This is a genomic window from Proteinivorax tanatarense, from assembly GCF_040267685.1.
GTDB lineage: Bacteria > Bacillota > Proteinivoracia > Proteinivoracales > Proteinivoracaceae > Proteinivorax > Proteinivorax tanatarense.
Map to the genome: position 1 here is coordinate 3,064,340 of NZ_CP158367.1, position 26,879 is coordinate 3,091,218.

Annotated in this window: 36 protein-coding genes and 4 tRNA genes; 1 reads left to right on the forward strand and 39 read right to left on the reverse strand. The window is 33.5% G+C overall.

All coding sequences use genetic code 11. The features are described 5' to 3' along the window. Positions 1-83 precede the first annotated feature (83 nt). From PRVXT_RS14845 to PRVXT_RS14940, 20 genes are all read right to left on the reverse strand, one after another. Entirely contained in the window at positions 84-1,028 is a 945-nt protein-coding gene (locus tag PRVXT_RS14845) for a Na/Pi symporter (protein WP_350343643.1), read from the reverse strand. An 88-nt stretch (positions 1,029-1,116) separates the two neighbouring features. After that, positions 1,117-1,192, reverse strand: a tRNA-Phe gene (locus tag PRVXT_RS14850). Positions 1,193-1,196: 4 nt separating this feature from the next. Beyond that, positions 1,197-1,272 (reverse strand) — tRNA-Asp (locus tag PRVXT_RS14855). 5 nt (positions 1,273-1,277) lie between these two features. Then, positions 1,278-1,352: transfer RNA gene (locus tag PRVXT_RS14860), tRNA-Glu, on the reverse strand. 4 nt (positions 1,353-1,356) lie between these two features. Then, positions 1,357-1,432 (reverse strand) — tRNA-Lys (locus PRVXT_RS14865). 106 nt (positions 1,433-1,538) lie between these two features. Further along, a complete protein-coding gene (locus PRVXT_RS14870) occupies positions 1,539-2,822 on the reverse strand; it encodes an adenylosuccinate synthase (protein ID WP_350343644.1) in 1,284 nt (427 codons plus the stop codon). A gap of 13 nt (positions 2,823-2,835) precedes the next feature. After that, a complete protein-coding gene (locus PRVXT_RS14875; protein WP_350343645.1) occupies positions 2,836-4,236 on the reverse strand; it encodes an NAD(P)/FAD-dependent oxidoreductase in 1,401 nt (466 codons plus the stop codon). 273 nt (positions 4,237-4,509) lie between these two features. After that, a complete protein-coding gene (locus PRVXT_RS14880) occupies positions 4,510-5,619 on the reverse strand; it encodes a M20/M25/M40 family metallo-hydrolase (protein ID WP_350343646.1) in 1,110 nt (369 codons plus the stop codon). 13 nt (positions 5,620-5,632) lie between these two features. Continuing rightward, positions 5,633-6,076, reverse strand: a complete 444-nt coding sequence (rplI, locus tag PRVXT_RS14885; protein WP_350343647.1) for a 50S ribosomal protein L9 — start codon at positions 6,074-6,076, stop codon at positions 5,633-5,635. A 13-nt stretch (positions 6,077-6,089) separates the two neighbouring features. Beyond that, entirely contained in the window at positions 6,090-7,031 is a 942-nt protein-coding gene (locus PRVXT_RS14890) for a DUF2232 domain-containing protein (RefSeq protein WP_350343648.1), read from the reverse strand. A gap of 1 nt (position 7,032) precedes the next feature. Continuing rightward, positions 7,033-7,335 carry a MazG-like family protein gene (locus PRVXT_RS14895; RefSeq protein ID WP_350343649.1) on the reverse strand — a complete coding sequence of 101 codons (303 nt, stop codon included), beginning with the start codon at positions 7,333-7,335 and terminating at the stop codon, positions 7,033-7,035. A gap of 71 nt (positions 7,336-7,406) precedes the next feature. Beyond that, complete coding sequence (gene rpsR, locus PRVXT_RS14900; RefSeq protein WP_350343650.1) at positions 7,407-7,634, reverse strand: 30S ribosomal protein S18; 228 nt, start codon at positions 7,632-7,634, stop codon at positions 7,407-7,409. Between the two features lie 19 nt (positions 7,635-7,653). Then, entirely contained in the window at positions 7,654-8,058 is a 405-nt protein-coding gene (gene ssb, locus PRVXT_RS14905) for a single-stranded DNA-binding protein (RefSeq protein WP_350343651.1), read from the reverse strand. A gap of 24 nt (positions 8,059-8,082) precedes the next feature. Continuing rightward, the gene (gene rpsF / locus PRVXT_RS14910) at positions 8,083-8,367 is read right to left on the reverse strand and encodes a 30S ribosomal protein S6 (protein ID WP_350343652.1); all 285 of its coding nucleotides are present in this window, start codon (positions 8,365-8,367) and stop codon (positions 8,083-8,085) included. A 105-nt stretch (positions 8,368-8,472) separates the two neighbouring features. After that, complete coding sequence (locus PRVXT_RS14915) at positions 8,473-8,643, reverse strand: DUF951 domain-containing protein (protein WP_350343653.1); 171 nt, start codon at positions 8,641-8,643, stop codon at positions 8,473-8,475. Positions 8,644-8,655: 12 nt separating this feature from the next. Continuing rightward, positions 8,656-8,898, reverse strand: coding sequence for a TIGR03905 family TSCPD domain-containing protein (locus PRVXT_RS14920; protein WP_350343654.1), 243 nt, complete (start codon positions 8,896-8,898; stop codon positions 8,656-8,658). Between the two features lie 13 nt (positions 8,899-8,911). After that, the gene (locus tag PRVXT_RS14925; protein WP_350343655.1) at positions 8,912-9,541 is read right to left on the reverse strand and encodes a hypothetical protein; all 630 of its coding nucleotides are present in this window, start codon (positions 9,539-9,541) and stop codon (positions 8,912-8,914) included. A gap of 58 nt (positions 9,542-9,599) precedes the next feature. Further along, positions 9,600-9,953 (reverse strand): hypothetical protein, encoded by a 354-nt coding sequence (locus PRVXT_RS14930; protein WP_350343656.1) that lies wholly within the window; start codon positions 9,951-9,953, stop codon positions 9,600-9,602. Positions 9,954-9,991: 38 nt separating this feature from the next. Continuing rightward, positions 9,992-10,579: a tetratricopeptide repeat protein gene (locus tag PRVXT_RS14935; RefSeq protein ID WP_350343657.1), complete on the reverse strand. Its 588-nt coding sequence runs from the start codon at positions 10,577-10,579 to the stop codon at positions 9,992-9,994. A gap of 229 nt (positions 10,580-10,808) precedes the next feature. Continuing rightward, positions 10,809-11,840 carry a YkvI family membrane protein gene (locus PRVXT_RS14940; protein WP_350343658.1) on the reverse strand — a complete coding sequence of 344 codons (1,032 nt, stop codon included), beginning with the start codon at positions 11,838-11,840 and terminating at the stop codon, positions 10,809-10,811. Between the two features lie 84 nt (positions 11,841-11,924). Between PRVXT_RS14940 and yyaC the strand changes: the two genes are divergently transcribed. After that, complete coding sequence (gene yyaC / locus PRVXT_RS14945; RefSeq protein ID WP_350343659.1) at positions 11,925-12,521, forward strand: spore protease YyaC; 597 nt, start codon at positions 11,925-11,927, stop codon at positions 12,519-12,521. 20 nt (positions 12,522-12,541) lie between these two features. On the opposite strand, the gene PRVXT_RS14950 is transcribed toward yyaC, so the two are convergent. From PRVXT_RS14950 to rpmH, 19 genes are all read right to left on the reverse strand, one after another. Next, complete coding sequence (locus tag PRVXT_RS14950) at positions 12,542-12,781, reverse strand: YkuS family protein (RefSeq protein ID WP_350343660.1); 240 nt, start codon at positions 12,779-12,781, stop codon at positions 12,542-12,544. Positions 12,782-12,877: 96 nt separating this feature from the next. Beyond that, the gene (locus tag PRVXT_RS14955) at positions 12,878-13,282 is read right to left on the reverse strand and encodes a bactofilin family protein (RefSeq protein ID WP_350343661.1); all 405 of its coding nucleotides are present in this window, start codon (positions 13,280-13,282) and stop codon (positions 12,878-12,880) included. Between the two features lie 22 nt (positions 13,283-13,304). Beyond that, positions 13,305-14,201, reverse strand: coding sequence for a peptidoglycan DD-metalloendopeptidase family protein (locus PRVXT_RS14960; RefSeq protein ID WP_350343662.1), 897 nt, complete (start codon positions 14,199-14,201; stop codon positions 13,305-13,307). 48 nt (positions 14,202-14,249) lie between these two features. Then, entirely contained in the window at positions 14,250-14,747 is a 498-nt protein-coding gene (locus PRVXT_RS14965; RefSeq protein WP_350343663.1) for a DUF4446 family protein, read from the reverse strand. Between the two features lie 90 nt (positions 14,748-14,837). Further along, entirely contained in the window at positions 14,838-15,077 is a 240-nt protein-coding gene (locus tag PRVXT_RS14970; protein ID WP_350343664.1) for a hypothetical protein, read from the reverse strand. A 48-nt stretch (positions 15,078-15,125) separates the two neighbouring features. Next, complete coding sequence (locus PRVXT_RS14975; RefSeq protein WP_350343665.1) at positions 15,126-16,202, reverse strand: alanine racemase; 1,077 nt, start codon at positions 16,200-16,202, stop codon at positions 15,126-15,128. A gap of 2 nt (positions 16,203-16,204) precedes the next feature. Then, positions 16,205-16,885, reverse strand: coding sequence for a DUF554 domain-containing protein (locus PRVXT_RS14980; protein WP_350343666.1), 681 nt, complete (start codon positions 16,883-16,885; stop codon positions 16,205-16,207). 3 nt (positions 16,886-16,888) lie between these two features. Further along, positions 16,889-18,019 (reverse strand): aminotransferase class V-fold PLP-dependent enzyme, encoded by a 1,131-nt coding sequence (locus tag PRVXT_RS14985; protein WP_350343667.1) that lies wholly within the window; start codon positions 18,017-18,019, stop codon positions 16,889-16,891. 57 nt (positions 18,020-18,076) lie between these two features. Continuing rightward, a complete protein-coding gene (locus tag PRVXT_RS14990; protein WP_350343668.1) occupies positions 18,077-18,928 on the reverse strand; it encodes a ParB/RepB/Spo0J family partition protein in 852 nt (283 codons plus the stop codon). Next, positions 18,921-19,682, reverse strand: coding sequence for a ParA family protein (locus PRVXT_RS14995; protein WP_350343669.1), 762 nt, complete (start codon positions 19,680-19,682; stop codon positions 18,921-18,923). Before PRVXT_RS14995 ends, PRVXT_RS14990 begins: the two co-directional genes overlap by 8 nt. 21 nt (positions 19,683-19,703) lie before the next feature. Continuing rightward, positions 19,704-20,537 (reverse strand): nucleoid occlusion protein, encoded by an 834-nt coding sequence (noc, locus tag PRVXT_RS15000; protein ID WP_350343670.1) that lies wholly within the window; start codon positions 20,535-20,537, stop codon positions 19,704-19,706. A 119-nt stretch (positions 20,538-20,656) separates the two neighbouring features. Beyond that, positions 20,657-21,367, reverse strand: a complete 711-nt coding sequence (gene rsmG, locus PRVXT_RS15005) for a 16S rRNA (guanine(527)-N(7))-methyltransferase RsmG (RefSeq protein ID WP_350345176.1) — start codon at positions 21,365-21,367, stop codon at positions 20,657-20,659. Then, on the reverse strand, positions 21,364-23,238 hold the full coding sequence (gene mnmG, locus PRVXT_RS15010; RefSeq protein WP_350343671.1) for a tRNA uridine-5-carboxymethylaminomethyl(34) synthesis enzyme MnmG: 1,875 nt from the start codon (positions 23,236-23,238) through the stop codon (positions 21,364-21,366). Before mnmG ends, rsmG begins: the two co-directional genes overlap by 4 nt. A 12-nt stretch (positions 23,239-23,250) precedes the next feature. Next, positions 23,251-24,630, reverse strand: a complete 1,380-nt coding sequence (gene mnmE / locus PRVXT_RS15015) for a tRNA uridine-5-carboxymethylaminomethyl(34) synthesis GTPase MnmE (RefSeq protein WP_350343672.1) — start codon at positions 24,628-24,630, stop codon at positions 23,251-23,253. 95 nt (positions 24,631-24,725) lie between these two features. Continuing rightward, on the reverse strand, positions 24,726-25,343 hold the full coding sequence (gene jag, locus PRVXT_RS15020) for an RNA-binding cell elongation regulator Jag/EloR (RefSeq protein ID WP_350343673.1): 618 nt from the start codon (positions 25,341-25,343) through the stop codon (positions 24,726-24,728). A 4-nt stretch (positions 25,344-25,347) separates the two neighbouring features. After that, entirely contained in the window at positions 25,348-26,094 is a 747-nt protein-coding gene (locus PRVXT_RS15025) for a YidC/Oxa1 family membrane protein insertase (RefSeq protein ID WP_350343674.1), read from the reverse strand. Between the two features lie 18 nt (positions 26,095-26,112). After that, positions 26,113-26,325 carry a membrane protein insertion efficiency factor YidD gene (gene yidD, locus PRVXT_RS15030; RefSeq protein WP_350343675.1) on the reverse strand — a complete coding sequence of 71 codons (213 nt, stop codon included), beginning with the start codon at positions 26,323-26,325 and terminating at the stop codon, positions 26,113-26,115. Positions 26,326-26,342: 17 nt separating this feature from the next. After that, positions 26,343-26,672 (reverse strand): ribonuclease P protein component, encoded by a 330-nt coding sequence (gene rnpA / locus PRVXT_RS15035; protein WP_350343676.1) that lies wholly within the window; start codon positions 26,670-26,672, stop codon positions 26,343-26,345. Between the two features lie 66 nt (positions 26,673-26,738). Next, entirely contained in the window at positions 26,739-26,873 is a 135-nt protein-coding gene (gene rpmH, locus PRVXT_RS15040) for a 50S ribosomal protein L34 (RefSeq protein ID WP_350343677.1), read from the reverse strand. Positions 26,874-26,879: the final 6 nt, after the last annotated feature.

A 26,879-nucleotide genomic window follows, 5' to 3' on the forward strand; every position in this document is an offset into this window, starting at 1 on the left:
CCTCCTTTCATTACTGAGTGGTCCTTTGACCACACACAAAAACCTTGTGACTTATTCTACATTCCTAGTATAAATCCCTTTTTTTATTTTAAAATTTTATTATTAATTTTTTTAGTTATAGCGTAAAAAGGATTAAAAACCACCATTATAAAACCATAAGAAACTAAGTTAAAAATAGTATGAGCATTTGCTATCTGCCTTTCTATTGATGGAGAAATCGTTACATATTCCACAAACTCAGTTAATAAATCCAAAAACATCAGTGCTAAAATTACCCCTATAACATTAAACAATATCTGGCCTATTATTATTCCTCTAGCTTTTTTTGTCACAGTTGTAGCTGCCACTAGTCCGGTAACGCAAGTTCCGATATTACCACCTAAGACTAAGGCAATAGCGCTTTTTAAGTTAATAACTCCTGCTCTCCCAAGACTTATTGTTAAGCCTGTCAATGCGCTACTACTTTGTACAAAAGCGGTAAATACAGCTCCTACAAAGACTCCTATAGCTGGAAGTTGGTTAACTAAATTTATTAGCTTATAATAACTACTTGTAGTATGTAAGTTAGAAAATGGTATAGTCATTAACTTAAGAGATAAAATTAGCATTCCCAAAAAAAACACAGTTAAAATTAATTTTCTAAATTTCGGCAACAACAAAACCAATAATAAGGGTAATAAAAAAGGGAGTATGTTACCCCATGGTATGCTTATTATTTGCCCTGTAGCTGTTGTCCCTACCTCTGTCCCCAGCACAGCTGCAAGTCCGTTTTTTTCTGACATTATATTACTTTGAACAAGACTAAATACAACAACTATTACCAAACTGCTACTTTGCACTATTGCAGTAAGAATCATAGCAATTAAAGACACTCTAAGGATTGATTCCTTTTCCCCAGCAATTTTACCCTGTAAATCAAAGGGAAGCACTTTTTTACAGTTACCTGAAAAAAGTTTTAATGAAATCATAAACAATAACAACGCTAAGATGAAATATAGTGTATTGGCTATCATTTTATAACCTACCATAATTATTTTAGTAAAACTCTTGTTTATGATTATGCGTTAAAATGAAAAAATAGAATAAAAAAAACACCTTTCGGTGTTTATTTTTTTGTGGTGCCTCAGGGCAGAATCGAACTGCCGACACGAGGATTTTCAGTCCTCTGCTCTACCGACTGAGCTACCGAGGCAAAATGGCGGAGCTGACGGGAGTCGAACCCGCGATCTCCTGCGTGACAGGCAGGCATGTTAACCACTACACCACAGCTCCATTAGTGGTGACCCCTAGGGGATTCGAACCCCTGTTACCGCCGTGAAAGGGCGGTGTCTTAACCACTTGACCAAGGGGCCTAAATGGTGAGCCATCCGCGATTCGAACACGGGACACCCTGATTAAAAGTCAGGTGCTCTACCGACTGAGCTAATGGCTCGCTTACAACAATATATATATTACTATGGTTTATTATCGTTGTCAATATAAATTTTTGCATTTCCTTTTTGCTATAAATTAAAGCAGGGCCACAACCCTGCTTTAATTTATATTAGCTCTATTAATTCTTTTGTTTGCTGTCTTTTGGGACCAACTGAAATCATGGCAGCTTTTATTCCCACTTCTTTTTCTAGTTCCTTTATAAATTCTTTAGCTTCTTTGGGAAGGTCATTAAAAGATTTAATCTTTGTTATATCTTCCTTCCATCCTTTTACTTCTTTATAAACTGGTTTGCATTTTTTTAGTTGCTTTATGCTAGCAGGAAAGTGAGAAACTTCTTTTCCGTCAATAGTATATCCAGTACATATTTTAATTGTATCCAGCCCGCTTAGCACATCAAGTAAGGTTATAGCCATATAATCTAACCCACTTACTCTTTTAGCATGCTTTAAAATAACGGCATCTATCCACCCTATTCTCCGCGGTCTTCCTGTTGTGGTCCCGTATTCCTTGCCTATTTCTCTAATCCGATCGGCAGTTTCCCCTTCTATTTCAGTTGGAAAAGGGCCATCACCCACTCTCGTTGAGTAAGCTTTAACTACCCCTAGAACCTTATTCACTTTTGATGGTCCAACACCTGCACCTATGCAAACTCCTCCAGCCACAGGATTTGAAGCTGTTACATAAGGGTAAGTTCCATGGTCTAAATCTAAAAGAGTTCCTTGTGCCCCTTCAAATATAACCTTTTTATTTAAGTCCATTGCTTCCTCTAGCAAAACAGAGGTGTTAGCAACGTAGTTTTTAATTTGATGTGAGTATTTTACATACTCATTGTAGATAGTATCAGCATCTAGGGGTTTTTCTCCATAATATTTTTTTATAAGATTATTTTTGTCTTCAACATTTGCATATAACTTTTCTTTAAACTCTTCTTGATCTAACAAATCAACAATTCTAATACCGCATCTTGCTGCTTTATCCATATACGCAGGACCAATACCTTTTTTTGTAGTTCCTATCTTGTCAGCGCCTCTTTTTTTCTCAGAAAGTGCATCAATGACCTTATGATAAGGAAGTATTAAGTGCGCAGACTCACTTATTTTTAAGTTCTCTGTACTTATACCAAGGTTGTGTAAATATTTAATTTCTTTCACCAATGCTTCAGGGTCAATAACCATGCCGTTTCCAATAATGCATAGTTTATTTCCATTTATAACACCGGATGGAATTAAGTGCAATTTATAAGTTGTTCCATCATGTACTATTGTATGTCCAGCATTATTCCCACCTTGGTAACGGACTATTACGTCTGCTCTTTCTGCGATATAATCTGTTATCTTTCCCTTTCCTTCATCTCCCCATTGTGTTCCTACAACAACAACTGTTTGCATGCTAACACTCCTTTTATGAGCTTATTTTTCTTGCTACTACAACCCCTGTAACGGAAGCTTGCATAAGTCCTCTTGTTATTCCTGCCCCATCACCTATGGCATATAACCTTTTTATTTTTGTTTCAAAGCTATTATCAACTTTTACTTTTGAAGAATAAAATTTAACTTCGACCCCATAAAGTAACGTATTTTTAGAGTAAAGTCCAGGAGCAATTTTATCAAATGCTTTTAATGTTTCCACAATAGAAGTTAGATATCTATGTGGCAAAACAAAGCTTAAATCCCCTGGAACTGCATTTTTTAAAGTAGGGGTTGTTGTTGACTTGCTAAGTCTGTGGTAACTTGTTCTTCTGCCGTTAAGAAGATCACCCAGCCGTTGAACTAAAATACCTTTTCCAGTAATCATATTAGCAAGTTCTGCAATATACTTACCATACTCTATAGGCTGATCAAAGGGTTCGGTAAATCTGGTAGATACTAATAGGGCAAAATTAGTGTTTTGACTTCTATTTTTGGGGTCTGAAAAGCTATGTCCATTGACAACGGCCAGGTTCTTTTCGTATCTTTCTTCCGATACATGACCTCCTGGATTGACACAAAATGACCTAACTTTGTTTTCAAATGTATCAGAATAGTAAACAAGTTTAGGCTCATAGAGCGGCTTTGTTAAATGATCCATTATTGCATTTGGCACTTCAACCCTTACTCCTATATCAACCTCATTGTTCTCGGTTTTAATTCCATGTTTTTTCATTAATTTTTCAAGCCACTCTGCCCCTCCTCTTCCAGGTGCAAGAACTACATTTTTAGCATTTATTCTCTGCTCCTTTATTTCCTTATTTGCTATTATAACTCCTTTTGCTTCTCCATTTTCTACAATAATATCAGAAACTTCCGTCAACTGCATAAACGTAAAATTAGATAATGATCTTAAGTGTAAGTATAATTTTCTTAAAACTTCATAACCACGCTCCGTACCTAAATGTCGTACTGGACTAGCTATCAGCTTTATATTATGCTTTGACGCATCATACTTAATATCTTCAACTTTTTTATCATCTAATCCATAAACATCTTGATTAGCACCAAAACTTAAATATTGATTATCAACATAATTAATTAAATCTTGGGCTTTTTCATAATTCATATATTCCGTTAACCGTCCCCCTACATCAGGAGATAGAGACAGTTTCCCATCACTAAATGCTCCCGCCCCTGACCAACCATTTACAATCCCACATGGTTTACAATGTACACATTTTTGTATAGTTCGTAGTGGACATTTTCTATCTTCTATTGTTCTCCCTTTATCAACAATCAACACCTTTGTGTTTTCGTCTTTTTTTAAAGCTTCTAAAGCAGTAAAAATACCTGCGGGACCTGCTCCTACGATTACAATATCATAGTTTTGCAATTATTGACCCTCCTTAATTATCTTTCAACCGTCTTATAGTTTATAACATCCTTTTGACAAGGTCAACAAAACAACGTACTAACTGTGCTTTTTTTTAAATAATGTTCGTGTTTTTCCTGTTTTTGCTGATAAATTAAATAAAATCGCCTTCTATTTTAACAAAGTGCTAAACATTAACAAACTGTATTTAAGCAATTTATTCCTTAAATGAAAATTGATCTTTTTGTAAATAAAAACACTTTCCCCATTTGGAAAGTGTTTTTATTTATATAACTATCCTTTAGCAATTTCGATTATTAATTTGGTGGTATCCACTAAATCTTTTACTTCTATATTTTCTTCTAGAGTGTGGGGTTTATTCATACCTACGCCTAAATTTACGCAACTAATACCGTTTCCATTAAATATGTTTGTATCACTTCCGCCACCTGTTGCTTTCAAATTAGGAGATAGGCCTAGTTTTGAAGATTTTTCTTTGGCAAGATTAACAACTGGCTCATCTTCTTCCAATTTAAAAGCCGGATATACTCTTTCAATTGTAACATCTGCTTCGGTGTTGTATTCTTTAGCAGCTTCTTCAAAGCATTTTTTCATATGATTGCTTTGAGCATCTAGTTTATCTTCACTGGTACTCCTTGCTTCAGCTAATATTTCCACCTTATCGCAAACTACATTAGTTGCTGTTCCTCCCTTAATAACCCCAATATTTGCGGTAGTATCTTCATCAATTCTAAGTAATTTCATATTATTTATTGCTTTACTAGCTACCTGAATTGCACTAATTCCCTCTTCTGGTTTTAAACCAGCATGAGCAGAAATACCTTTTATTGTTACAGCTATTTTGTCCTGACAGGGTCCTTGGTTTACAATAGTTCCTGGTTTACCATCACTATCTAAAATATACCCTTTCTTTGACTGCACTTTAGAATAATCTAAATTTTTAGCTCCAAACAATCCGCCTTCTTCTGCTATAGTAAATATAGCTTCAATGTCACCAAAGCATGCATTGGCTTCTTTCAAAACCCTTGCCATCTCTAACACCGCAGCAATCCCTGCTTTGTCATCTGCACCTAAAATAGTTGTCCCATCAGATACAATTTTTCCATCCTTTACAGAAGCTTTCACACCCTTCCCAGGCGAAACAGTATCCATGTGAGCAGCAAATAGCATGCTGGGTTTATTTTTATCATTACCTTTTAGTCTTGCAATTATGTTTCCTGTTTCTCCACCTATAGCTTCCCCAGCATCGTCGATATACACTTCAAATCCAAGGTCTTTAAGTTTTTGTGTCAAGTGCTTTGCTAGCTGTCCTTCATTTTTTGATTCACTGTCTATTCCTATTAGCTCGAAAAAATCATCTAACAACCTTTGTTCATTTACCATCAATAACACCCCTTTACTGTTCTTTAATTTTGACTTGCAAAGTTGAGCTTACTTTAGGATGAAGTTTAATGTCAACATTATAAGTTCCTAAAGATTTTATTGGCTCGTTTAGTTCCACTTTGCGTTTATCTATTTTTATTCCTTTTTTGGACAATTCATTACCAATATCTTTTGTTGTAACAGAGCCAAATAGCCTTCCACCTTCTCCAGCTTTTACTGCTACTTCTATTTTAAGATTTTCTATTTTCTTTGCCGTTTGTTGAGCTTTTTTAAGTTCTTTTTCCGCTTTCTTTTCTTTGACTTTTTGAGTTTCTTTTAGCTCTTTTAAGTTTGATTGATTTGCTTCTTTAGCTAATCCTCTAGGAATTAAAAAGTTTCGAGCATAACCTTCTGAAACTTCTTTGATCTCTCCCTTTTTACCTAGTTTCTTTTCATCTTTAAGCAAAATTACTTTCATTTAAATTCACTCCCTATAATCTTCTAAAATTTATTATAAAGTCTAATGTTCCAAACATAATCACAAACTGAGCAGTTAGAGGGTGCAAAGCTATTAACCCTAGTATAATAGCCTTTAAAAAGGTATATTTTATATATTTAGAAAGGTACCAGTATGTTAGAGATAAACCTTGAATTAAAACCATTAGAAGAACAATTTGATGAACATTATCATTAATATGCAAAACTGCTATATTTCCTAATCGAGCTATACTTATTAATAGCGTAGCTACAAAAGTCCACAGCACCCAATCTCCAAAACGCCATTTTGCAAAAGGAGGTAGGCTTTCCACTTTATACCCCAAGCGAACTAAGGTTAATTTGGATACTGTCAAGTTAACGTAACCAGCTACCGTTGATACAATAACAATCAAAGCTGGAAAAATCATTTGAATACTTAAGTATATTCTTTCTTTAAAATCTTCTATGTCTGGATCAGTGGGATCTGTTTCTACCTGAGGAAGAACTCCTTCTACAAGACTACCAAAAGATTCTAAGGCGGACAGCTGCCTATCTAATGTTACTTCTACTAGGTTTACATCAAAAAATAAAGCGAATATATTAAGAACTAGTATGATAGCAGCTACAAAAGATATGGTAGTTGCTAAAAGAGTGGTAACAGCCTTTTTTCTTTTTATTGTATATCCCAATACTATACCTGGAATACCACCCAAAACAGTCACTAAAGTTGGGTAAATTGGGTTTCCTAGCATTATAGTTAAAGCAAAAAAACTTAAAACTACTACCATTACAGCAACCTTTATACTTTGTCTATAAGTAATTATTACAATGGGAAGTGGTATTAGTATTAAAGCAGGTATTAGGGCTGGTATAAAAAAGGGTAAAATACTCAAAACTAAAAACAAAGCTAAAAGTAGTGCACCTTCTACGAGGCTTTTTGTATTTAATTTTGCCAAACTATTCACCTCTCATTTTAAGATACTGTGTTAGCTCGTTTAAATACTCTTCTTTTTCCTCTTGTTTCATTATTTCTGCTTGTTTAACAACTTCCTTATCTAAGCTTCGATATGAATACCCAGAATTTTTATTTAATGAGTACATATACACAATTATTTTAGCTGCCTTTTGTTGAATCTGATTCTCTGCTCCGTTATGTATAGCTGTATATATGTCTGCCATTGATTGAATAACTTTTAACTTAAGCTCTTCTATTACCTTCAATGTTTTAGCAATTCCTACTCCCTCGTCCCCTCTATTCACTAAATTCCCCCCTTAAAAATTATGTATAAAAAGAGGACAAATTTCTATTTGCCCCCTTTTAAAATTATATCTTATTCTACTGTATAAGGCAATAATGCCATAATTCTTGCTTTTTTAATTGCAGATGTTAACTGCCTCTGATGAGGAGCACAAGTTCCAGATATTCTTCTAGGTAAAATTTTACCACGTTCAGTTATATATCTGCGAAGCTTATCTGCATTTTTGTAATCTATAGTTTCAATTTTATCAGCACAAAAACTGCAAACTTTTTTTCTTCCTTTTCTTCTGTCCCTACGCACTTTTATCCCTCCTTATAGGCTAAAATGGTACGTCTTCATCTACTTCATAGCCTACTTCACTAAAGTCATTACCTTGATTACTTTTTCCACCATCTTGTCGAGGCTTGCTATCTAAAAAACGAACATTCTCTGCAACTATTTCAGTAACATACCTTCTTTGTCCGTCATTGGCTTCGTAGTTTCTGGTTTGTATTCTGCCATCAACACCAATTAAGGAGCCTTTTTTTAGATAGTTGGCGCAATTTTCCGCCTGTTTTCTCCATACAACAATTGGTATAAAGTCTGCTTCTCGCTCTCCCTGTCTATTGGTAAAGCTTCTATCCACAGCTAAAATAAAAGTAGTTACAGCAACTCCACTGTTGGGAGTATACCTAAGTTCCGGGTCTTTAGTAAGTCGCCCTACTAGTATTGTTCTATTTAACATGCTCTCTCCCCCTTTTGAATTGGGTTAAGCCGCTTTTACTATTAGATGACGTAACATATTATCATCAATTTTAATTACTCTATCCAACTCATCTACAATCTCTTTGTTGCCTTCAAACTCAGTCACTACATAGTAGCCCTCATTTTTCTTTTCAATTGGATAGGCTAGTCTCTTTTTACCCCATTGATTAACTTCAACTACAGAACCACCTTTTTGTTCTATAATTCCATTAACTTTCTCAATAGCTTCTTTAGTAGCTTCTTCATCTAATTCAGTTACTAAAATGTACATTAATTCATATTTTATCATTGCATTCACCTCCTTTGGACTAACGGCCCTATAAAGATAGGGCAGGAACTATAACATTAGCATTATATCATATAAGATAACATATTTCAAAGTATCATTTGCTTATTATAATTTCTTTTTAAAATTTTTCTCAAACTTTTTTCTAGGTATCATAACACTTCTACCACAATACGTACATTTGATTCTAAAATCCATCCCAACACGAACTATTTTCCACCTGTTATATCCACAAGGGTGTTTTTTCTTCATTTCCACAATTTCTCCAACTTGGTACATTGTCAACTCCTCCTAAGCACTTACATCAGATAAAGCCTTTGCTAGTTGGTCTGGACAAGATGTCCCATTTCTACATTCTATTCCTTTTAATCTATCTATCACTTCTTCCACTGGTCTTCCTATTACCAGTTGGGCGATACCTTGAACATTTCCCTTACAGCCACTAATAAACTCTACGCTTTCTATGATCCCACCGTTGACTTTAATAAGTATTTCTTTAGCACAGGTACCTTCGGTTTTAAACTTTAATTCCATATTTTTTCATCTCCTATAGCAGTTTAAATATAACATCAATAACTTGCTGCACCAATGGTTTAAGTGCAAAATCTAACAATCCACTTTTTATTGCTTCCTTTTGATAAAACAAAAAATATAATTCCATTATATAAATTATAACACATGCTAAAATTAAGTTGCAAAGCCCATATACCGTTGCTCCTAGTACACCGCCGTTACTTTTTAGCAGTTGGTTTTTTAAAAAAAACTCGCTGGAAACGCTCATAATTAAAATAATGATTAACGTCAATGTCAATGCTTCTATAGCCTTTGCTATAATTTCAGCTGAAATATTAACCATACTCTCTCCAAGATATACTCTTTCATTCATGTTCTCTATAATCTTTTCCCTTAACTGAGTAGAAACAGGAAGTTCATTTGTAGCTTCTTGTATCATCAAATATGTTCTGTCTGTGGAAACCTCATAGGCTGTATCATCTATGTATAAGGTTTCTATTGTATTTTGAATGCTTTGTTCTGTTAATACCGGCCAATTTATTCCAAATGCTATAAACAGTGCAGCTACAAAGTATATCCCTCTTATAAAAATCTCTTTTCTATCTTTATAAAATCCAATTATAATTCCCCAAATAAATAACACCACAATAAAAACATCAGCCATCCTATATCACCTCTTTAGTTAATTTATTTGCTAAGAGGTGATTTTATTCGATACAGACTTAAGAGTTTTTTAAATACAAAACCCCAGCACTTGCTAAGATTGTCATTCTAACTGTACCATCAACGAAATATTGAATTATCCCGCTGATAAAGATAGCAAGAATAGCAATAGCGATGGTTTGAACAATCTGGATCATATAATCTTCAATATACAAAAACAACCTTTGATTATACTTTAGCTTTACTAAAAAATCATAAATAACCTTTACAAATAAAAATAGTAGTATTGTAAATATAATTTTTTCTACATTTGCTACTATTGGAGATATTGTTTTATAAAAGTACTGGAACAACTCCCCAATGCCTAACAGTATTATAAAGCTTATAGGTAGGTTTATAAAGTTTGTTCTCATAGTATCACCTTATTTCCTAGTTTCACAAGCTCTTTCCACTATCTAGTTAGCAGTAACCCTATTATTATTAACACAAGGATGGTTAGTACAATTGTTTTAAGAGTTGATTTTTTGTTTTCATTTTTGCTTTGCTCGTCATCAGATAAGTCAAAATCTAAGTATTCTTGCTCATCTCTTTTCATTTTTTTCTTTAGCCTATCTCCTTGAAATTTCTGTCCAAGTTTATAATATTTCAAAGACAGTTCTATATCCCCTATTTTCTTATAGTAAATAGATAAACCTTCAAGGGTATTAGGGTTCTCTTCATCAATTTCATATGCCTTGTCAAAGTATTGCTTAGCCTGTTCCCAGTTTTTTTCTAGTAGATAGATGTTAGCCAAGTTCGTTAGAACTTGAGAATTGTCAGGCTGAATTTTTTTAGCTTTCTTAAAGAAGTCTTTTGCTTTTTCCATTTTGTTAACTTTAGTATATATTACGCCTAACTTGTTTAAACTGCCAGAATGTTCAGGTTCCTCTTCAAGTATTTGGTGAAATATTTCATGAGCATCTTTATTTTTTCCAATGTTCATTAAGGTGACTCCGTCTTTATAACGTTCTTCTATTTTTTTATTCACACTACCTTCCAAATTTCTACCTCCTTTTAGCCTTTAATTCTACTCTTGATTATTAAATCCTTCTTAAAAACATTATTTTTGTATAAAAGATAAAGTGAAATTCCATTTTAGTTCAATAAATGTTTTTCTCTACTGATTTTTATTATACATTTGAATTTTTTTGCTAAGATAACTAGCTGACGACTGTTAGGTCCTAATTTTCCATTTTTCAATTCTTATAATTTACGAAAAAAATAATCTACTACCAATAAGTTGTGATGATTTTTCTTTTTACAAAATGGTAAATTAAAGCAAGCATTATTATATAATTTATGAACCCAAAAAAAGGGTATATTGATTTAACTAATTCTTCAAAGCCAATAAATGACAACGGGGTTGCTGTAATACTTAAAACTAGACCAATAGACGAATAGCTCCAATTTTTTATTCCTTTAACTCTGTTTATTATACCATGACCTGTAGCTATTGCTGAAGTTAATATAGCAATTAGTAAAGATAAAACCAATCCGTTGAACAACAACTGGTTTAAACCATAAGCCAGATCCATTATAGGAATTTGAGAATAGTTACTTATATCTTTGGTAGCTACTATTACAAGCATTAGCATAGTTCCTAGTATTCCCCCCCCTACTACAGAAATTACGAAAATATCTTTTTTATTGTATATTTCTTTTTTAAATGACGATAATACAACCATACCAATAATTAGGTTATAAGAAACATATGAAGTGGCGGCTATAAAAGCATTCTGAGGTACTAACCCACCCATTCCAATAGTTGGTGCTGTTATGAAAATAGCTCTCAGCGATAAGAAAATTATAAAAATCACTAAAATTGGAACTAAAATAGAGTTTGCTTTTATAACTCCCTCCATACCAGTATAAAAAATAAGGTTTATCATAATTAGAAATACAATTACAGCTATAGTTTTACTCGTTATTATATATGTAGTTAGTAAAGTAACAGCAGCAGAAATCATTATTGTAAAACCAGAAAATAAAAAAAACATAATAATAAAGTCGAATGCTATTGCACCTTTTTTGCCAACTATTACATTTATCAAGTCTTTATGGTCGCTTATTTTTTCATTTAATACAATATCTAAAATAACATAAGCAAAAAAAATAAACATCGCTGTAGCTATTCCTCCACCTAAAATACCCTCTAACTTAAAAACAGAAAAAAACTGAACAACCTCTTGTCCAGTCGCAAATCCAGCACCAATAATTGCTCCACAATAGGTTAAAGCTAGTTTTATCCCTCTTTTTTCCATTAGGCTCACTCCTAAAATATTTGTTTGTAATAACTATTCAATTTTTTCATATAAATTACCATGGCATTGTACGGGAGGTAATCTATGTTTAATTTTTTTGATAAAGATAAAACAAAGTGTTTTAAAAAAAGTGTTTACCACAAAAAAGATGAGTGTCATAAAGATGTATCAGCTCTTCTTTATAATTTTTCTTGTCATATTAAGCCAAACTGGAATAAATTAGTTGTTTTATGTATCGGCACTGACCGCTCTACAGGAGATAGCTTAGGGCCCATAATAGGCAGCAAGCTATTTCACTTAAACAGTCACGATGATGTTCTTATTTTGGGGAATTTAGATGATCCCGTCCACGCTTCTAATCTTGCAAAAAATATACAGAGCATTAACCTTCTCAAAAATCCATTAGTAATTGCAATAGATGCCTCTTTAGGAAATAGTGATAATATAGGAAAGATAAACTTAGGAATAGGGAGCCTAAAACCAGGAGCGGGGGTTAAAAAAAACCTGCCTGAAGTAGGCGATATTTATATTACTGGGGTTGTTAATGTTGGAGGGTTCATGGAATACTTTGTTCTTCAAAATACCAGACTTTCTTTGGTGATGAATATGGCTGATGTCATATCCAACGGTTTAGAGGAATTTATAATTTCTGTAAATAAAAATGCCGCTAAAAAGGCATAAAAAAAGGTGGCTTTGCCACCTTAATGATAGATTTTACTGTTGATAACCTCTACTATTGTAGCTTCTGATACTGAGCTACTTTCTAAAATCGGAACTTCGTTAATTGGATTTGCTAGTTCGTCAACGCTACTTTTATTTTTTACGACTACCGCCGAAGGAAATTGATATTGTTCAGACAAATCTATCACCCTAAAACCTGCTTTTTCCAACCTTTCTTTATAGCTTTGTAATCCTGTGTCTATAGCTACTACCTTCTTCATATCTTCCTCCTAACTTTTTTTTTAGTATAGGAGTTTTATCAAAATCTTATCCATAAAAAAGATATCTACTGTTTTTAAGTAGATATCTTTTTTATACTAACTTTGGGTCTTTTCTTTTGCTTTTATGCTCTCATCTTTATCTCTTTTTGAGTTGGATTCATTCATTTCACAATTCCCATTAAAAACAGCTCCATCTCCTACCTCCAAACTAGAAACCTTAATATCACCAATAAGCTTTGCAGTAGGTAGCAATTCTAACAAACCTTCTATTTCAACATTGCCAATTATAGTGCCAGAAACTGTTAAGTTTTTGGCTTTGACATTTGCTTCCACCTCTCCAGTTTCACCAATTAAAACATTCCCGGTGGATAAAATTTCACCTTTTACCGATCCATCAATACGCAAAATACCCTTCGCTTTTAAATCTCCGTCAAATTCGCTGTCTTTGCCAACTATTGTGTCTATTTTAGTTGGATCAAATTCTTCTTTCTTTTTAAACAATGGCTTCCCCCCTCCTATCTTTTTAATAATAGTCTGTTGGGTTGACAGGATTTCCTCTTACTCTTACCTCGTAGTGTAAGTGAGGTCCAGTACTCTGCCCTGTGCTACCCATTTGCCCTATAGTTTCACCTTTTGTTACTTTTTGGCCCGTTCTAACTTCTATTTCCGACAGGTGAGCATAGTAGGTTGTATATCCATAACCGTGATCTATAATAATCATATTACCGTAACCACCATTATATGAAGCTCTAACCACCGTCCCATTTGCTGTAGCTTTAATTGGTGTTCCAGTAGAGTTTGCTATATCAACCCCACTATGAAATTGCCTTGCTCCTGTAAAGGGATGATTTCTGTAACCAAAAGGGGATGAAACCCTCCCTGTAGTAGGCCTTATTGAAGGAGTATGAGCTTGTCTTTTAGCCTGTTTCTCTGCGTCAGATACTAGAGTATCCATATTTTCTTTTTGAGATGGAAGTTCATTACTTAGTAAGCTTAATGAGATTTCAGTTCTTTCAACAGATGTAGACCCTCTACTTGCAGTAAAAAAGGAGCGTTCATCATCGGTCTCCTTTAAACTTTCACCTTCTTGCTCTTCATAGTCCGTTAATTCTTTAAGTTGATCTTGCAGTTCTTCTATTTGTTTAAACTCTTCTAACACATTTTGTGTTTGCTCCGCTAGGTTTTCTAATTGTTTACTTTTTTCTTGGTTCTCAAGTCTAAGTTCCTCTAATTCAGACATTGAACCTGCCATATCAATATACTTTGCAAAAAAACCTATAAATCCAATTAGCACTAAAAGTATTAATACTCCAGTAATCTGAATTGCTAAGATAGGAAGGTTGAATCTTAAGGGTTTGTCATTAGAGTGAGGTAATATCATCAAAGTAAATTTTTTGTTTTCCTTGTTTTCACTGGACATCATCTACCCTCCTGCCTTTGTAGTTAAATTACTCTACAACATACTATATTATTTTTTATTTATTGCTAAGTCAACCACTTTTTTTTCTTCATCTGACAAATTATAGGTAGACGTACCTTCTTTTATCGGCTTAGCATACACCCTGGATTCTTCTCTTCCATAAATAGTGCTCAACACTACACCATCTTTTTTACCATCTAATAGCGCAATAGAAAAACTTTGATCACTGCCAGTACCAAAAGCATTATACCTTATGATGCCATACCGCTGTGGATAATTAATCAGTTCACTTTTCATCTCCGTAACTTTTTTTTCTATATCTTTATTAGCCATCTCTAATACTTCCGTTTTATCCAAAACCTTATTCAATATACTCTCTACAGATTCACCTTTAGAAGAGTAGGCAAGCTTTCTATATTGCTTTAGTTGTTTTTTTAAACTAATTAAGTTATAAATCATAATTATCATAAATATAAAAAATAATGATGTTATAACCAAAAATATTAATCCGTTATTGCTTTCTATAAAATTTGTTAACTGTTCCATTGTCTTCCTCCTTAAAGTCTTAAACTTTTCAACTTATTATATTCCCTACCACTATAGCTAAATCCTTTTTAATGAACAAAAAATCTCGCTCTAGGAGCGAGATTTTTTGTTCTTTTTGCTTTCTATTAAATCCACCGGCGCCCAGTTGTTTGACCAGTCTCCCTGACATACGCTTCCAAAGAGAAATGGTTTTTCCAAATGGTTTTTACTATTTACCCAATTAGTTTCCTCTCTTTTTAAGCCAAATGTGTTAAAAAGTTCTTGTTCATCTATCGACATTGAGAAAACAGGGGCTACTTCTTCGGTGGGAGGAGAGGTTTTTCTTTTCATTTTTATAACCTCCTTTAAATTTATAATCCCACCTATATGAATATTTTATTAGTAATTTAGTAATTTTCCACTATTATCTATTTTCCTTAATTTTTCATCGGTATTGAGATAAACTTTTTTATTCAAGTTCATAACAACACAACTATGGTTAGGGATTATGCTTATTTCTTCACCAATTTTAGGTAATTTGTCTCCTTTAATAACTCCATGCTCTTCGGAGAGTGATATTATATTTAAAAAGGGATATTCTACTATCCGTCCATAACCAGTTATAGCTTCGTTTCCATGAGCGCCTCTATCTAAACCTAAAGTTTTTGAACCTGCATCAATAACTGCTCTATCTCCCACTTTGCTCACAACAGTAGATTTTACTATAAGTGAACAGTTATCGACTGTTGTAACTCCTAAGCTAGCTTGTGTATTATCATAAAAGATAAAATTCCCTGGTCTTACTTCTGTTACACCGTTTAATCCAACACTAAAGTTTATGGTTGGAGTAGCACCAACACTAATTTCCTTTACAAAAATTTCTCTTTCTTCTATATAACTCTTTATTAGCATTAGCTTTTTTACTTCTTTTGCAGCAATCTCTTGAATTTCATCAATGTTTTTAGCAGCATAAGCATGACCTGCATGACTTATTAAACCCAAAAAATCTAAGTGTTTTTTTCTGGATACACTCTCTGCTAACTTATAACCCTGTTCTTTTGAATCAATGCCGCAGCGATTTAAACCGGTATTGACTTTGATTAATACTTTAAGAGAGTTATCAAACTTTTGGCATACTTTTTCAGCAACTTTAATCCCCTCAAACGAATCAACTATAATTGTAACGTCAGCTTTATAGCGCATTTTTAAAACTCGTTCTAACTGTTCACTTTTTATTAGTGGGTAAGCTATAAGTATATCTTTAAATCCATTTGCTACTAAGTTTTCACCTTCTGACACCTTTGAAACTGTTATTCCACTACTGCCCCATTCTTGCTGTAATTTTGCAATTTGGGGTGTTTTATGTGCTTTATAGTGAGGTCTTATTTTTATATTTTTTGTTTTACACTTTTGATAAATTTCCTTGAAGTTTTTTTCCATTTTTTTATAGTTAATTATAACTCTTGGAGTTTCCATTTTTATCCCCCCACAAAATAATAATAAACCATACCAACTACTAAACTTGGGATCATATTAGCAACTCTTATATTTTTCATTCCTAAAATGTTTATGCCAATTCCAACTATTAAAACTCCACCTATTCCACTTAGGTACATCTGCATTGAATGGTTGAAAAAATCTCCTAATACAGAAGCCAACAAATATATTAAACCTTGATATATGAAAACTAAAACACCGGAAAAAACAACTCCAATTCCCATTGCCGATGCAAAAGCAATTGATGTCACCCCATCTATAGCAGCTTTAGCATATAAAACCTCTGAAAACCCTAAGGATTCCTCTATAGCTCCAATGACAGCTAATGGACCTACACAATATGTTATCGATGCAAAAACAAAACCTTTAGCAATATTTCCTTTTACACGGTTATGCATTTTTACTTCTATTAATTTGCCTAGCTTATTAATATAACCATCTATATCAATCCATTCTCCTAAAAATATTCCTATTACTAATGATCCTATTAATATAATAAAATTAGCTTCACTTTCTATAAACATACTTGTGCCTAGCAGTATCACTAATATACCCAAACCACTTAATAAGTTTTTTTGAGTCCTTTCTGGCAACAAATTTTTAAAAATAACACCTATACTTCCACCTAAAAAAATTGCTAAAGCGTTGAATAAGTTTCCCATATGTCAACCTCGCTTTAATTCCGCAACTGCGTCTAGTAAAATATCTATTTCTGCCTGACTATTATAATACCCTGGACTAACACGCACAGTACCTTGCTTTGCTGTGCCAAATGTTTTATGGGCAGAAGGGGAGCAGTGAAGCCCAGCTCGAACTATAATATCATATAAGTCATCTAATATAAAAGCAACTTCTGTGGAATCCATGTCTCCTATATTAAAAGATATCACAGAACTTTTTTCACCACCATCATACACTGTAGCTTTTAGCTCTTCTAATCCATTTCTTAAATACCCTGATAATTTCCGCTTATGATTTTTAATTGTGTCTATTCCTTTTTCGTTTATAAAATCAATTCCTGCTCCTAAAGCCCAAATACCAGGGGTGTTTAGTGTGCCTGACTCAAACCTTTCAGGTCCGCACAATGGTACGCTTGCACTTTCTGAACTAGAGCCCGTCCCCCCAATTTTAAGAGGTTCAACTTCAAAATCGCTTTTTAAGTAAAATCCTCCTGTACCAACTGGCCCAAACAAACTTTTATGACCGGCAAAAATTAAAGCGTCTACTCCCCACTCAGTGGCGTTAATCATCTTTTCTCCTACACTTTGTGCTACATCCACAACAACTTTACTTTTAGAGTACTCTTTTACAATTTTGTTTATTTCTTTAATATCTTGTTCTGTTCCAAACACATTACTAACGTGATTTACAACAACTATCTTTGTATTTGCTTTTAATTGCTCCTTTAAGTCTTTCAAATCAATATGTCCACGTATATGTTTACAAAAGCTTAATTCTACACCTTTATTTTCCTTTAAATATTTTAGCGGTCTCCATACAGCATTATGCTCCATTGATGTAGAAATAACATGATCACCTTTTTTAAGACTACCTAGTAACACAGTACTCATAGCTTCCGTAGCGCTGCTTGTAAAGACTATTTGAGAAGAACATTTTGCAGTTAAAAATTTAGCTACTTTCTCTCTAACCTGAAAAACTGCCCGAGCTGTTTCCCTTGAAAAGCTATGTCCTCCTCTACCTGGATTTGCACCAAAATTCCTTAAAGCATAGTCATGAGCTTTATAAACACTTTCGGGTTTTGGGTATGTTGTTGCAGCATTGTCTAGATAGATCATAATCTCCACTCCTCTCAAATGTTTCACGTGAAACATTTATTCATAAAAAACAAGGGATTACCCCTTGTCATGAAACATATCTAATATTCTATTTAAATCCCCTTGCTCATAATACTTGATTTCTATCTTTCCTTTTTTATTGTTTCCTTTGATTTTGACATTTACACCTATTTTCTCCATTAAAACTTCTTCCGCTTCTTTAATATTAGGATCAATGTTTCTTTCTTTTTTTGTCCCTTTCCCCTTTTTTTTAAGTTTATTGCACAATTGTTCAACCTGCCTAGAATTAAGACCTTTGCTCAATATTTCTTTTGCTACAAAAAATTGTTCTTCATCGGCCAAAGACAACAAAGGCCTTACTTGTCCCGCAGTTAGTTTGTCATTCATAACTAAATGTTTAACATCTTTACTTAAATTTAACAATCTTAACGTGTTTGTTAATCCTGATCTACTCTTCCCCAATCTTTGAGCTAATTGTTCTTGAGAAAATCCAAAATCTTCAATTAAAGTTTTGTAAGCTTCCGCTTCCTCTATAATATTTAAATCTTCTCTTTGTAAGTTTTCAATAAGAGCAATTTCTGCAACTTCTTTTTCTGAAAACTCCTGGATAACAGCTGGCATTTTAGATAAATTTGTCATCTTACAAGCTCTCAACCTTCGCTCACCAGCTACTAGCTCATAACCTCCATCAATTTCTCTCACTACAATGGGTTGCACTATACCGTGTTGTTCTATTGATTGAGCCAAATCCTCTAAAGACTCGGTGCTAAATACCTTTCTCGGTTGGTAAGGATTTGGTCTAATTTTATTAACTGATATTTGTTTTATTGAGTTCCCTGGTATTTCCTTGTTTTGAGATACTTCTGGAATTAAAGCATTTAAGCCTCTACCTAAGCCTTTTTTACTCATTCCCCAGTACCTCCTCAGCTAATGCTTTGTAAACCTCTGCCCCTTTTGATTTGGGGTCATAGTCAACTATTGATTGCCCATAACTAGGTGCTTCACTTAGTCTTACATTTCGAGGTATCAACGTCTTATATACCTTGCTTCCAAAAAAGTTCTTTACTTCCTCTACTACTTGGGCAGATAAATTAGTACGAGGATCAAACATAGTTAACAAAGCTCCTTCAAATACTAAATCTTGATTGAGATGCTTTTGAACTAAGTTTACAGTGTTAATTAACTGGCTTAATCCTTCCAAGGCGTAGTATTCACATTGAATTGGCACTAAAACGCTATCAGAGGCAGTAAGAGCATTAATGGTTAACAACCCTAAAGATGGAGGGCAGTCTATAATTATATAGTCATAATCATTTTTGACTGTTTCTAATTGATTGCGCAATCTAACTTCCCTGGATACAGTAGGAACAAGTTCAATTTCTGCCCCAGCTAATTCAATTGTAGCAGGTGCTACATCTAAGTTAGAAACAGCTGTGGGAATAATAACCGCATCTACAGGAAATTCATCTACTAGTACATTATATATACACTTTTTTACTCTATGCTTGTCAATCCCCAGTCCACTAGTGGAATTCCCTTGTGGATCTACATCTAAAAGAAGTACTCTTTTACCCATTTTTGACAAAAATGCGCTTAAATTGATGGCTGTTGTTGTTTTTCCTACTCCGCCTTTTTGGTTAGTTATTGCTATGACCTTTGACATGTTATTCAATACTCCTTTCACCTATTTGTTTTTGGGTAACCTGATTTTGACTTCGATACAGTCTCCTAAGTCCTTTTCATCCATTTTTGCCTCTATTCCGGAACCTTTGATGGTATCAACAGCTTGTTTAATTGTATTGAGAAAAATTCTAAAATCTTTAAAAACCATTTTTCTTTGTTTGTTTTTATTATTATCTTCTTTTTCTTCTTTCTCAGTACTTGTTAGAAGTGTTATTAGTTCTTCTGTTTGTCTAACTGTCATTCCCTCATCAATGACTCTATCAACAATTTCAGCTTGATTTTCATGTGGTATTTTCAATAATGCCCGTGCATGTCTTTCTGTAAGCTGAGAGCTCTTTAATTTTTCCTTTACTTCTTTATCAAGTTTTAACAACCTTAATTTATTTGCTATAGTTGACTGACTTTTGCCTAAACGTTGCGCCAACACTTCTTGAGTTAATTTAAACTCGTTTAACAGCCTATGTAATCCCTCAGCTTCCTCTAAAAAGTTGAGATTTTCTCTTTGGATATTCTCTATCAAGGCTATTGCTGCCATGGCACTTTCCTTTACATCCTCTTTAATAATAGCTTTTATTTTATCTTTTCCAAGTAAAGTGCAAGCCCTAAACCTTCTTTCCCCCGCTATTATTTCATACTTCTCCCCAGATTTTCGTAAAATTATAGGTTGTATCAATCCATATGTTCTTATAGATTGTGCAAGTTCATCAATTTTTTCATCATCAAAATCTTTACGAGGTTGAAAAGGATTAGTGCTTATTTCTGACATGTCTATATTATGTATCTTATCCTCATCTGATGAACTCTGACCTAAAATTTTACTCAATTGTTCTTTCATTACTCCACCACCTATAAACTTTATTATTGCTTTCTAATTCTCCAAAAGGTTAATATTATCCTCTTTTTTCGCACTATAAAAAAATATAAAACTACAATTGCTGTAGCTTTATATTTTTGTTATAACGGTCTCTTTTTAGGAATCCCTGGTTTTCTTGGATATCTGGTAGGGGTATTATCAATTTTCTCGATAACTATAGCATATTTATCTTCTTCAACTATAGGTACTTTATAATCATATATTTTTTTTACTTTTCCACCCAAGAGTTCCAAAGCTTTTTCGCTTTCATTTAACTCATCTTTATAGTTACTTCCTTTATATGCTATAAACTCCCCACCTATTTTTAAAAAAGGTAAATTATACTCGGCTAAAATGTTTAATGGAGCCACTGCCCTCGCTGTTGCATACTTAAACGTTTCACGTGAAACATCCTTTTTGGCATAATCCTCCGCCCTGCCATGGATAAGGTTTAGGTTGACTCCTAATTCTTTTGAAACTTCTTTTAAAAATAAAATTCTTTTGTTTAAGGCATCCAACCCATAGACTTCAAGCTGGGGTTTTAATATCTTCAAGGGCAAAATTGGAAACCCAGCTCCAGTTCCTACATCAATCACATTGCCTTCGGAAAATAAATGAGCCGGTATCATTGAATCCAAAAAATGTTTTGCTATAATTTCATGTTCATCAACAATAGCAGTTAAATTCATCTTTTCATTCCAAGCTAACAATAGTTCCTTAAATAAGTTTAGTTGTTCTATTTGTTCATTATTTATATCAATTTCAATAGAATTACATACTTCTTTTAACTTATCATTAAAATTAATAATTATCCCCCTCTCTTAAGCTGCTCTAAATATACCATTAAAACAGATACATCAGCTGGTGATACCCCTGAAATCCTTGATGCTTGGCCTAATGTCTCTGGTTTAATATACTTTAATTTTTCTTGTGCCTCACCAGAAAGGCCGCTAATTTTACTATAATCAACATATTTGGGAATATAAGTATTTTCAGTCTTTTTAAATCTGTTTACTTGGGCTAACTGCTTTTCAACATAACCTGAATACTTGATTTCTATTTCAACCTGTTCTTTAACTTCATAGGCCAAATCTCCATCTATAGACCCATCTATAAATTTCAAATCATTATATGATAACTCAGGTCTTTTTAATAAATCAGCCAACGAATATGTCTTGGACAATTCTGTTGATCCCAGTCTTTTCAAAATTTTATTTACTTTATCATTGGGGTTTACTTTTATTTTCTTTAATCTCTCGACTTCATCTTCTATCGATTTAATCTTTTTATCATAAATATTGAATCTCTCTTCCTTTACCAGCCCAACTTTATATCCTAAAGGAGTTAATCTTCTATCAGCATTATCTTGTCTTAATAATAGTCTAAATTCTGCCCGAGAGGTTAACATTCTATAGGGCTCATGGGTGCCTTTTATAGTCAAGTCATCGATTAATACACCTATGTAACCATCAGACCTCTGTAATGTGAAAGAGGGTTTTCCCTGTATAAACAAGGCCGCATTAATTCCAGCGATTAACCCCTGAGCTGCTGCTTCTTCATAGCCACTTGTCCCATTTATTTGTCCAGCACAAAATAAACCCTTTATATTTTTTAATTCCAGCGTTAATTTTAACTGAGTTGGATCAACAACATCATATTCTATTGCATACCCTGGTCTAGTAATTTGTACATTTTCTAGCCCCGCTATGGTTCTTAAAAATCTTAATTGTATATCTACAGGTAAACTGGTTGACATCCCTTGTAAATACATTTCATTTGTATAATTCCCCTCAGGTTCTACAAAAAGTTGATGGCTAGACTTATCACTAAATCTTTTAATTTTATCCTCTATGGAAGGACAGTACCTTGGGCCTACTCCCTCTATAATTCCTGCGAACAATGGAGATTTATCCATGTTGTCAATTATTATTTGATGGGTTTCTTCATTTGTATAAGTTAAATAACAAGATTTTTGCTCCTTGGTTAAGTGTTGTTCTTTAGTCAAAAAAGAAAACTTATAAGGCTTATCATCTCCAGGTTGCTCCTCCATCTTTGAAAAATCTACTGTTCTTCCATCCACACGTGGTGGTGTCCCTGTTTTAAATCTCATTAACTTAATATTTAGAGACTTTAAAGATTTAGATAGCCCATTCTCTACATTTTGGCTGTTAGGTCCAGCATCATAAGCCAAACTACCTTGTATTATTTTGCTCCTTAAGTAAGTACCTGATGTTATTATAACAGCTTCAGCATAAAATTTCTCACCAGTATTTAGTCTAACCCCTTTAGTTGTACTATTCTCTATAATAAGGTCATCCACAACTCCTTGCTTTAATGTTAAATTTTGCTCATCTTCCAATACTTTTTTCATAGTCAACTGGTACATCGATTTATCAGCTTGCGCTCGTAATGCATGGACTGCAGGACCTTTGCCTGTGTTTAACATACGTACTTGTATATAGGTTTTATCTATATTTTTTCCCATTTCTCCGCCTAACGCATCAATTTCTTTTACTAAATGCCCTTTCGCAGGCCCTCCCACTGCTGGATTACATGGCATAAGAGCTATATTATCCATATTTAAAGTCAATACCAGGGTTTTTAAGCCCATCCGTGAGGAAGCTAGAGCCGCTTCACATCCACTATGCCCTGCCCCAATAACTATACAATCATACTTGTTCACTACATTACCTCCTTACTTACCTAAGCAAAATCTAGAAAAAATCTCGTCTATTAAATTTCTCGATAATGAATCCCCGGTAATTTTACCTAAGTACTGCCATGCCTCCCTTATGTCGATTGACACGATATCTACAGGGTTTTGATGCTTTAAACCATTTATACTTTCATTTATATGTTTTAAAGCTTCTTTTAAAGCAAGTTCATGTCTTAAGTTAGATATTGTCACATCAAAAGTGTTATCATTTATATCACCGATCTCAAATAGATTTAGAATTGTTTCTTCTAATGTCTCTATCCCCAACCTTTTTTCTGCAGAAACAGATAAAACTTTACAATCAACTTTATTTTTAATATCTTTTTTATCCATCTTAGAGGATAAGTCCGATTTATTTACAATAACTATCCTGGGTTTGTTTTTAATTAAATTTAAAATTAACTCATTTTCTTTGGTCCAGTTTTGGGAACCGTCTAAAACATATAAAACCAAATCGCTTGTATTAATATATTCTTTAGTGCGTTCAACCCCGATCTTTTCAACTTTATCTTTTGTTTCTCTTATACCAGCAGTATCCAAAATAACTAAGGGAACTCCTCTTACATTAATGTTTTCCTGTAGAACATCTCTTGTAGTGCCTGGTACATCAGTTACTATCGCTCTGTCTTCCTTTGTTAAAGCATTAAGTAGTGAAGATTTACCTACATTGGGCTCTCCTATAATTACTGTTTTTATTCCTTCTCTTACTAGTTTACCAGTTGATGCAGTTTTTAAAAGCTTATTAATTGATTCTTTTACATTTTGAAGCTTTTCAACCATTTTATCTACACTAATATCATCAAAAAATTCATCAGGATAATCAATAGTGGCTTCAATATTAGCCAATACTTCTAATAGTTTATCTCTAACTATGTTTATTTCATGTGAAACTTGTCCAGCTGCCTGTTTATTCGCCACATTATGACTTAGATCAGTTTTTGCAGAAATTAAATCCATTACTGCTTCAGCTTGAGAAAGATCGAGCTTACCGTTCAAAAAAGCCCTTTTTGTGAACTCACCTGGCTCAGCCAGTCTAATCTCAGAATCCAAAATAGTAGTTAGTATCTTCTTTATGGGAATTTGTCCACCATGGCAATTTACTTCAATTACATCTTCTCCGGTATATGAATATGGTGCTTTAAAAACTGAAACCAAAACTTCATCAATAACTTCCCCTGATTTACTGTAAAAGTGACCATAGTTGATTGTATTTTTATCCAAATCATAAATTGAAGTGTTTCTGGGTGTTTTTAGATGTTCATCGATAACATCTAAAGATTTTGGTCCACTTACCCTTACTATTGCAATACCACTTTGCCCTAACGCAGTACCGATAGCCGCTATAGTATCCTCTATCATCATTATCACCTCTAATGTTACTTATTTAAGTTTAATATACCCAAGCTCTTAAAAAAAACCAGTTACCTAAATAGAAGTAACTGGTTTTAACTATTTTATTTAGGCTCTATAGCAACCTTTCTAAACGGTTCTTCTCCTACACTATAAGTTTTAACAGAATCACTATCATTTAAAGTGCTATGTATTATTCTTCTTTCCATAGCATTCATAGGTTCAAGTAAAACTTTTCTTTTCGTATTAATAGACTTACTTGCAAGCCTTTTTGCTAAAGATACGAGGGTTTCTTCTCTTTTACTTCTATAACCATTAACATCAACTAAAACTCTCGTATAATCATCAGCTTTTCTATTAACAGCAAGGTTAGTTAAATATTGAATAGAGTCTAAAGTCTTTCCATGCTTTCCTATCAAAACACCTAAGTCTTCCCCAATTATGTTGGCTGTTAAATGAGAAGCTTGTTGCTTTTCCATTTCTATAACAAAATTAACATTAAACTTTTCCAACATCTCAATTAAAAACCCTTTTACAAACTTTTCAGGGTTAAATTTTTCTTTTATAGAAATTTTTGCAGGTTTACTAAGCAATCCTAAAATACCTTTAGTAGGCTCTTCTAAAACCTCAAATGTAACTTGTTCCTTACCTAAGCCCAATTGTTTTAGTCCTTGTTCCAAAGCTTCTTCTACACTTTTAGCTGAAACTTCAACAGACCTCATAGGCTTACTCCCCCTCTGCTGTTTTAGTAGAATCTTTCTTTTTCTTTATAACATAATGCTGACCAATTGCAAACACATTACCTGCAAACCAATACAGCCCTAATGCTGGAGGCAAACTACTACTAAAAAACACAATCATGATAGGCATTATAGTAGTCATTGCTGCCATACCACCTTGCTGTTGAGCAGCATTACCAGCCATAGTTAATTTAGTTTGTAAGTAAGTAGTTAATCCCGCTAGTAAAGGTAAAATATAAAGTGTTCGAGCATGCTCAGCACGAGCAGCCACATAATTCCACCCTTCTGGAATTGCTAATCCTTCTATATCTTTAGCTGCATCCTCAAGATTGACACCAGCAGCTAAATCTATTCCAAGAAACTTAGTTGATACAGTATCGAAGGTGTGAACAATAATCTCTGGATCTTGGAAAACCCTAAACATGGCTATAAAAATTGGAATTTGTATAAGCATTGGTAGACAACCAGCTAAAGGGTTAATCTTTTTCTCTTTATACAATTCCATTAAAGCTTTGCTTTGTTTTTCTTTGTCATTCTTATATTTTTCTTCAATCTTTTTTCTCTCTGGCGCTATTTCATTCATTGCTTGGGTTGACTTCATTTGTTTAACTGATAATGGTATTGTTATCGATCTAAAAATAACTGTCAACAACAGAATTGCAATACCATAGCTACCTGTAAAATCAATCAAAGCTACAAAGAGACGCCCCAAAGGTTCAATTATAAAACTCATCTACTTTCCCCCTAACATTTATGGAACAGGGTCATACCCCCCTGAATTAAATGGGTTGCATTTAAATACCCTTTTTGTCATCAAAAAAGTTCCTTTGAAAAACCCATGTTTTCTATAAGCTTCAATACCATAAGATGAGCAAGTTGGGAAAAATCTACAGGTAGGACCTTTTAATGGCGACAAATATTTTTGATAACTTTTTAACAGAAATATAGCAAATATTTTTAACATCAACATCACTCATTTAACTATAAAATCTTATGACGTTTTAACAAAAAATTTATATCCTTATGTATAGCATTATAGTCAGATTCCACAATTTTGGGTCTAGCCAAAATAATAAGGTTATAACCTGTAAAGTCAGGAATAGATTTAAAAGCCTCTTTCATTATACGCCGATACTTATTTCTAGTTACCGCTTTCCCAACCTTTTTACTTGCTACAAAACCTACTTTAGGAAAGCTTGTCTTATCTGTTTTTAAATAATAAACAACTATATTCTTAGTTGCTTTTGACTTGCCTAGTTTATAAATTTTTCTAAACTCACCATCTTTTTTTAAAGGTAGAAAATTTGCCATAAACTCATCTCCAAAAATCCTTTAGATATTTTAAAAAAGTGCAAAAAGGACCACTAAATAGCAGCCCTATGCACTTAATTTTTTTCTACCTTTTGCACGACGACGCTTAATTACATTGCGTCCAGCTTTTGTTTTCATTCTTTTTAAAAACCCGTGATTTTTCTTACGACGTCTTACTTTGGGTTGGTAAGTTCTTTTCATGATAAA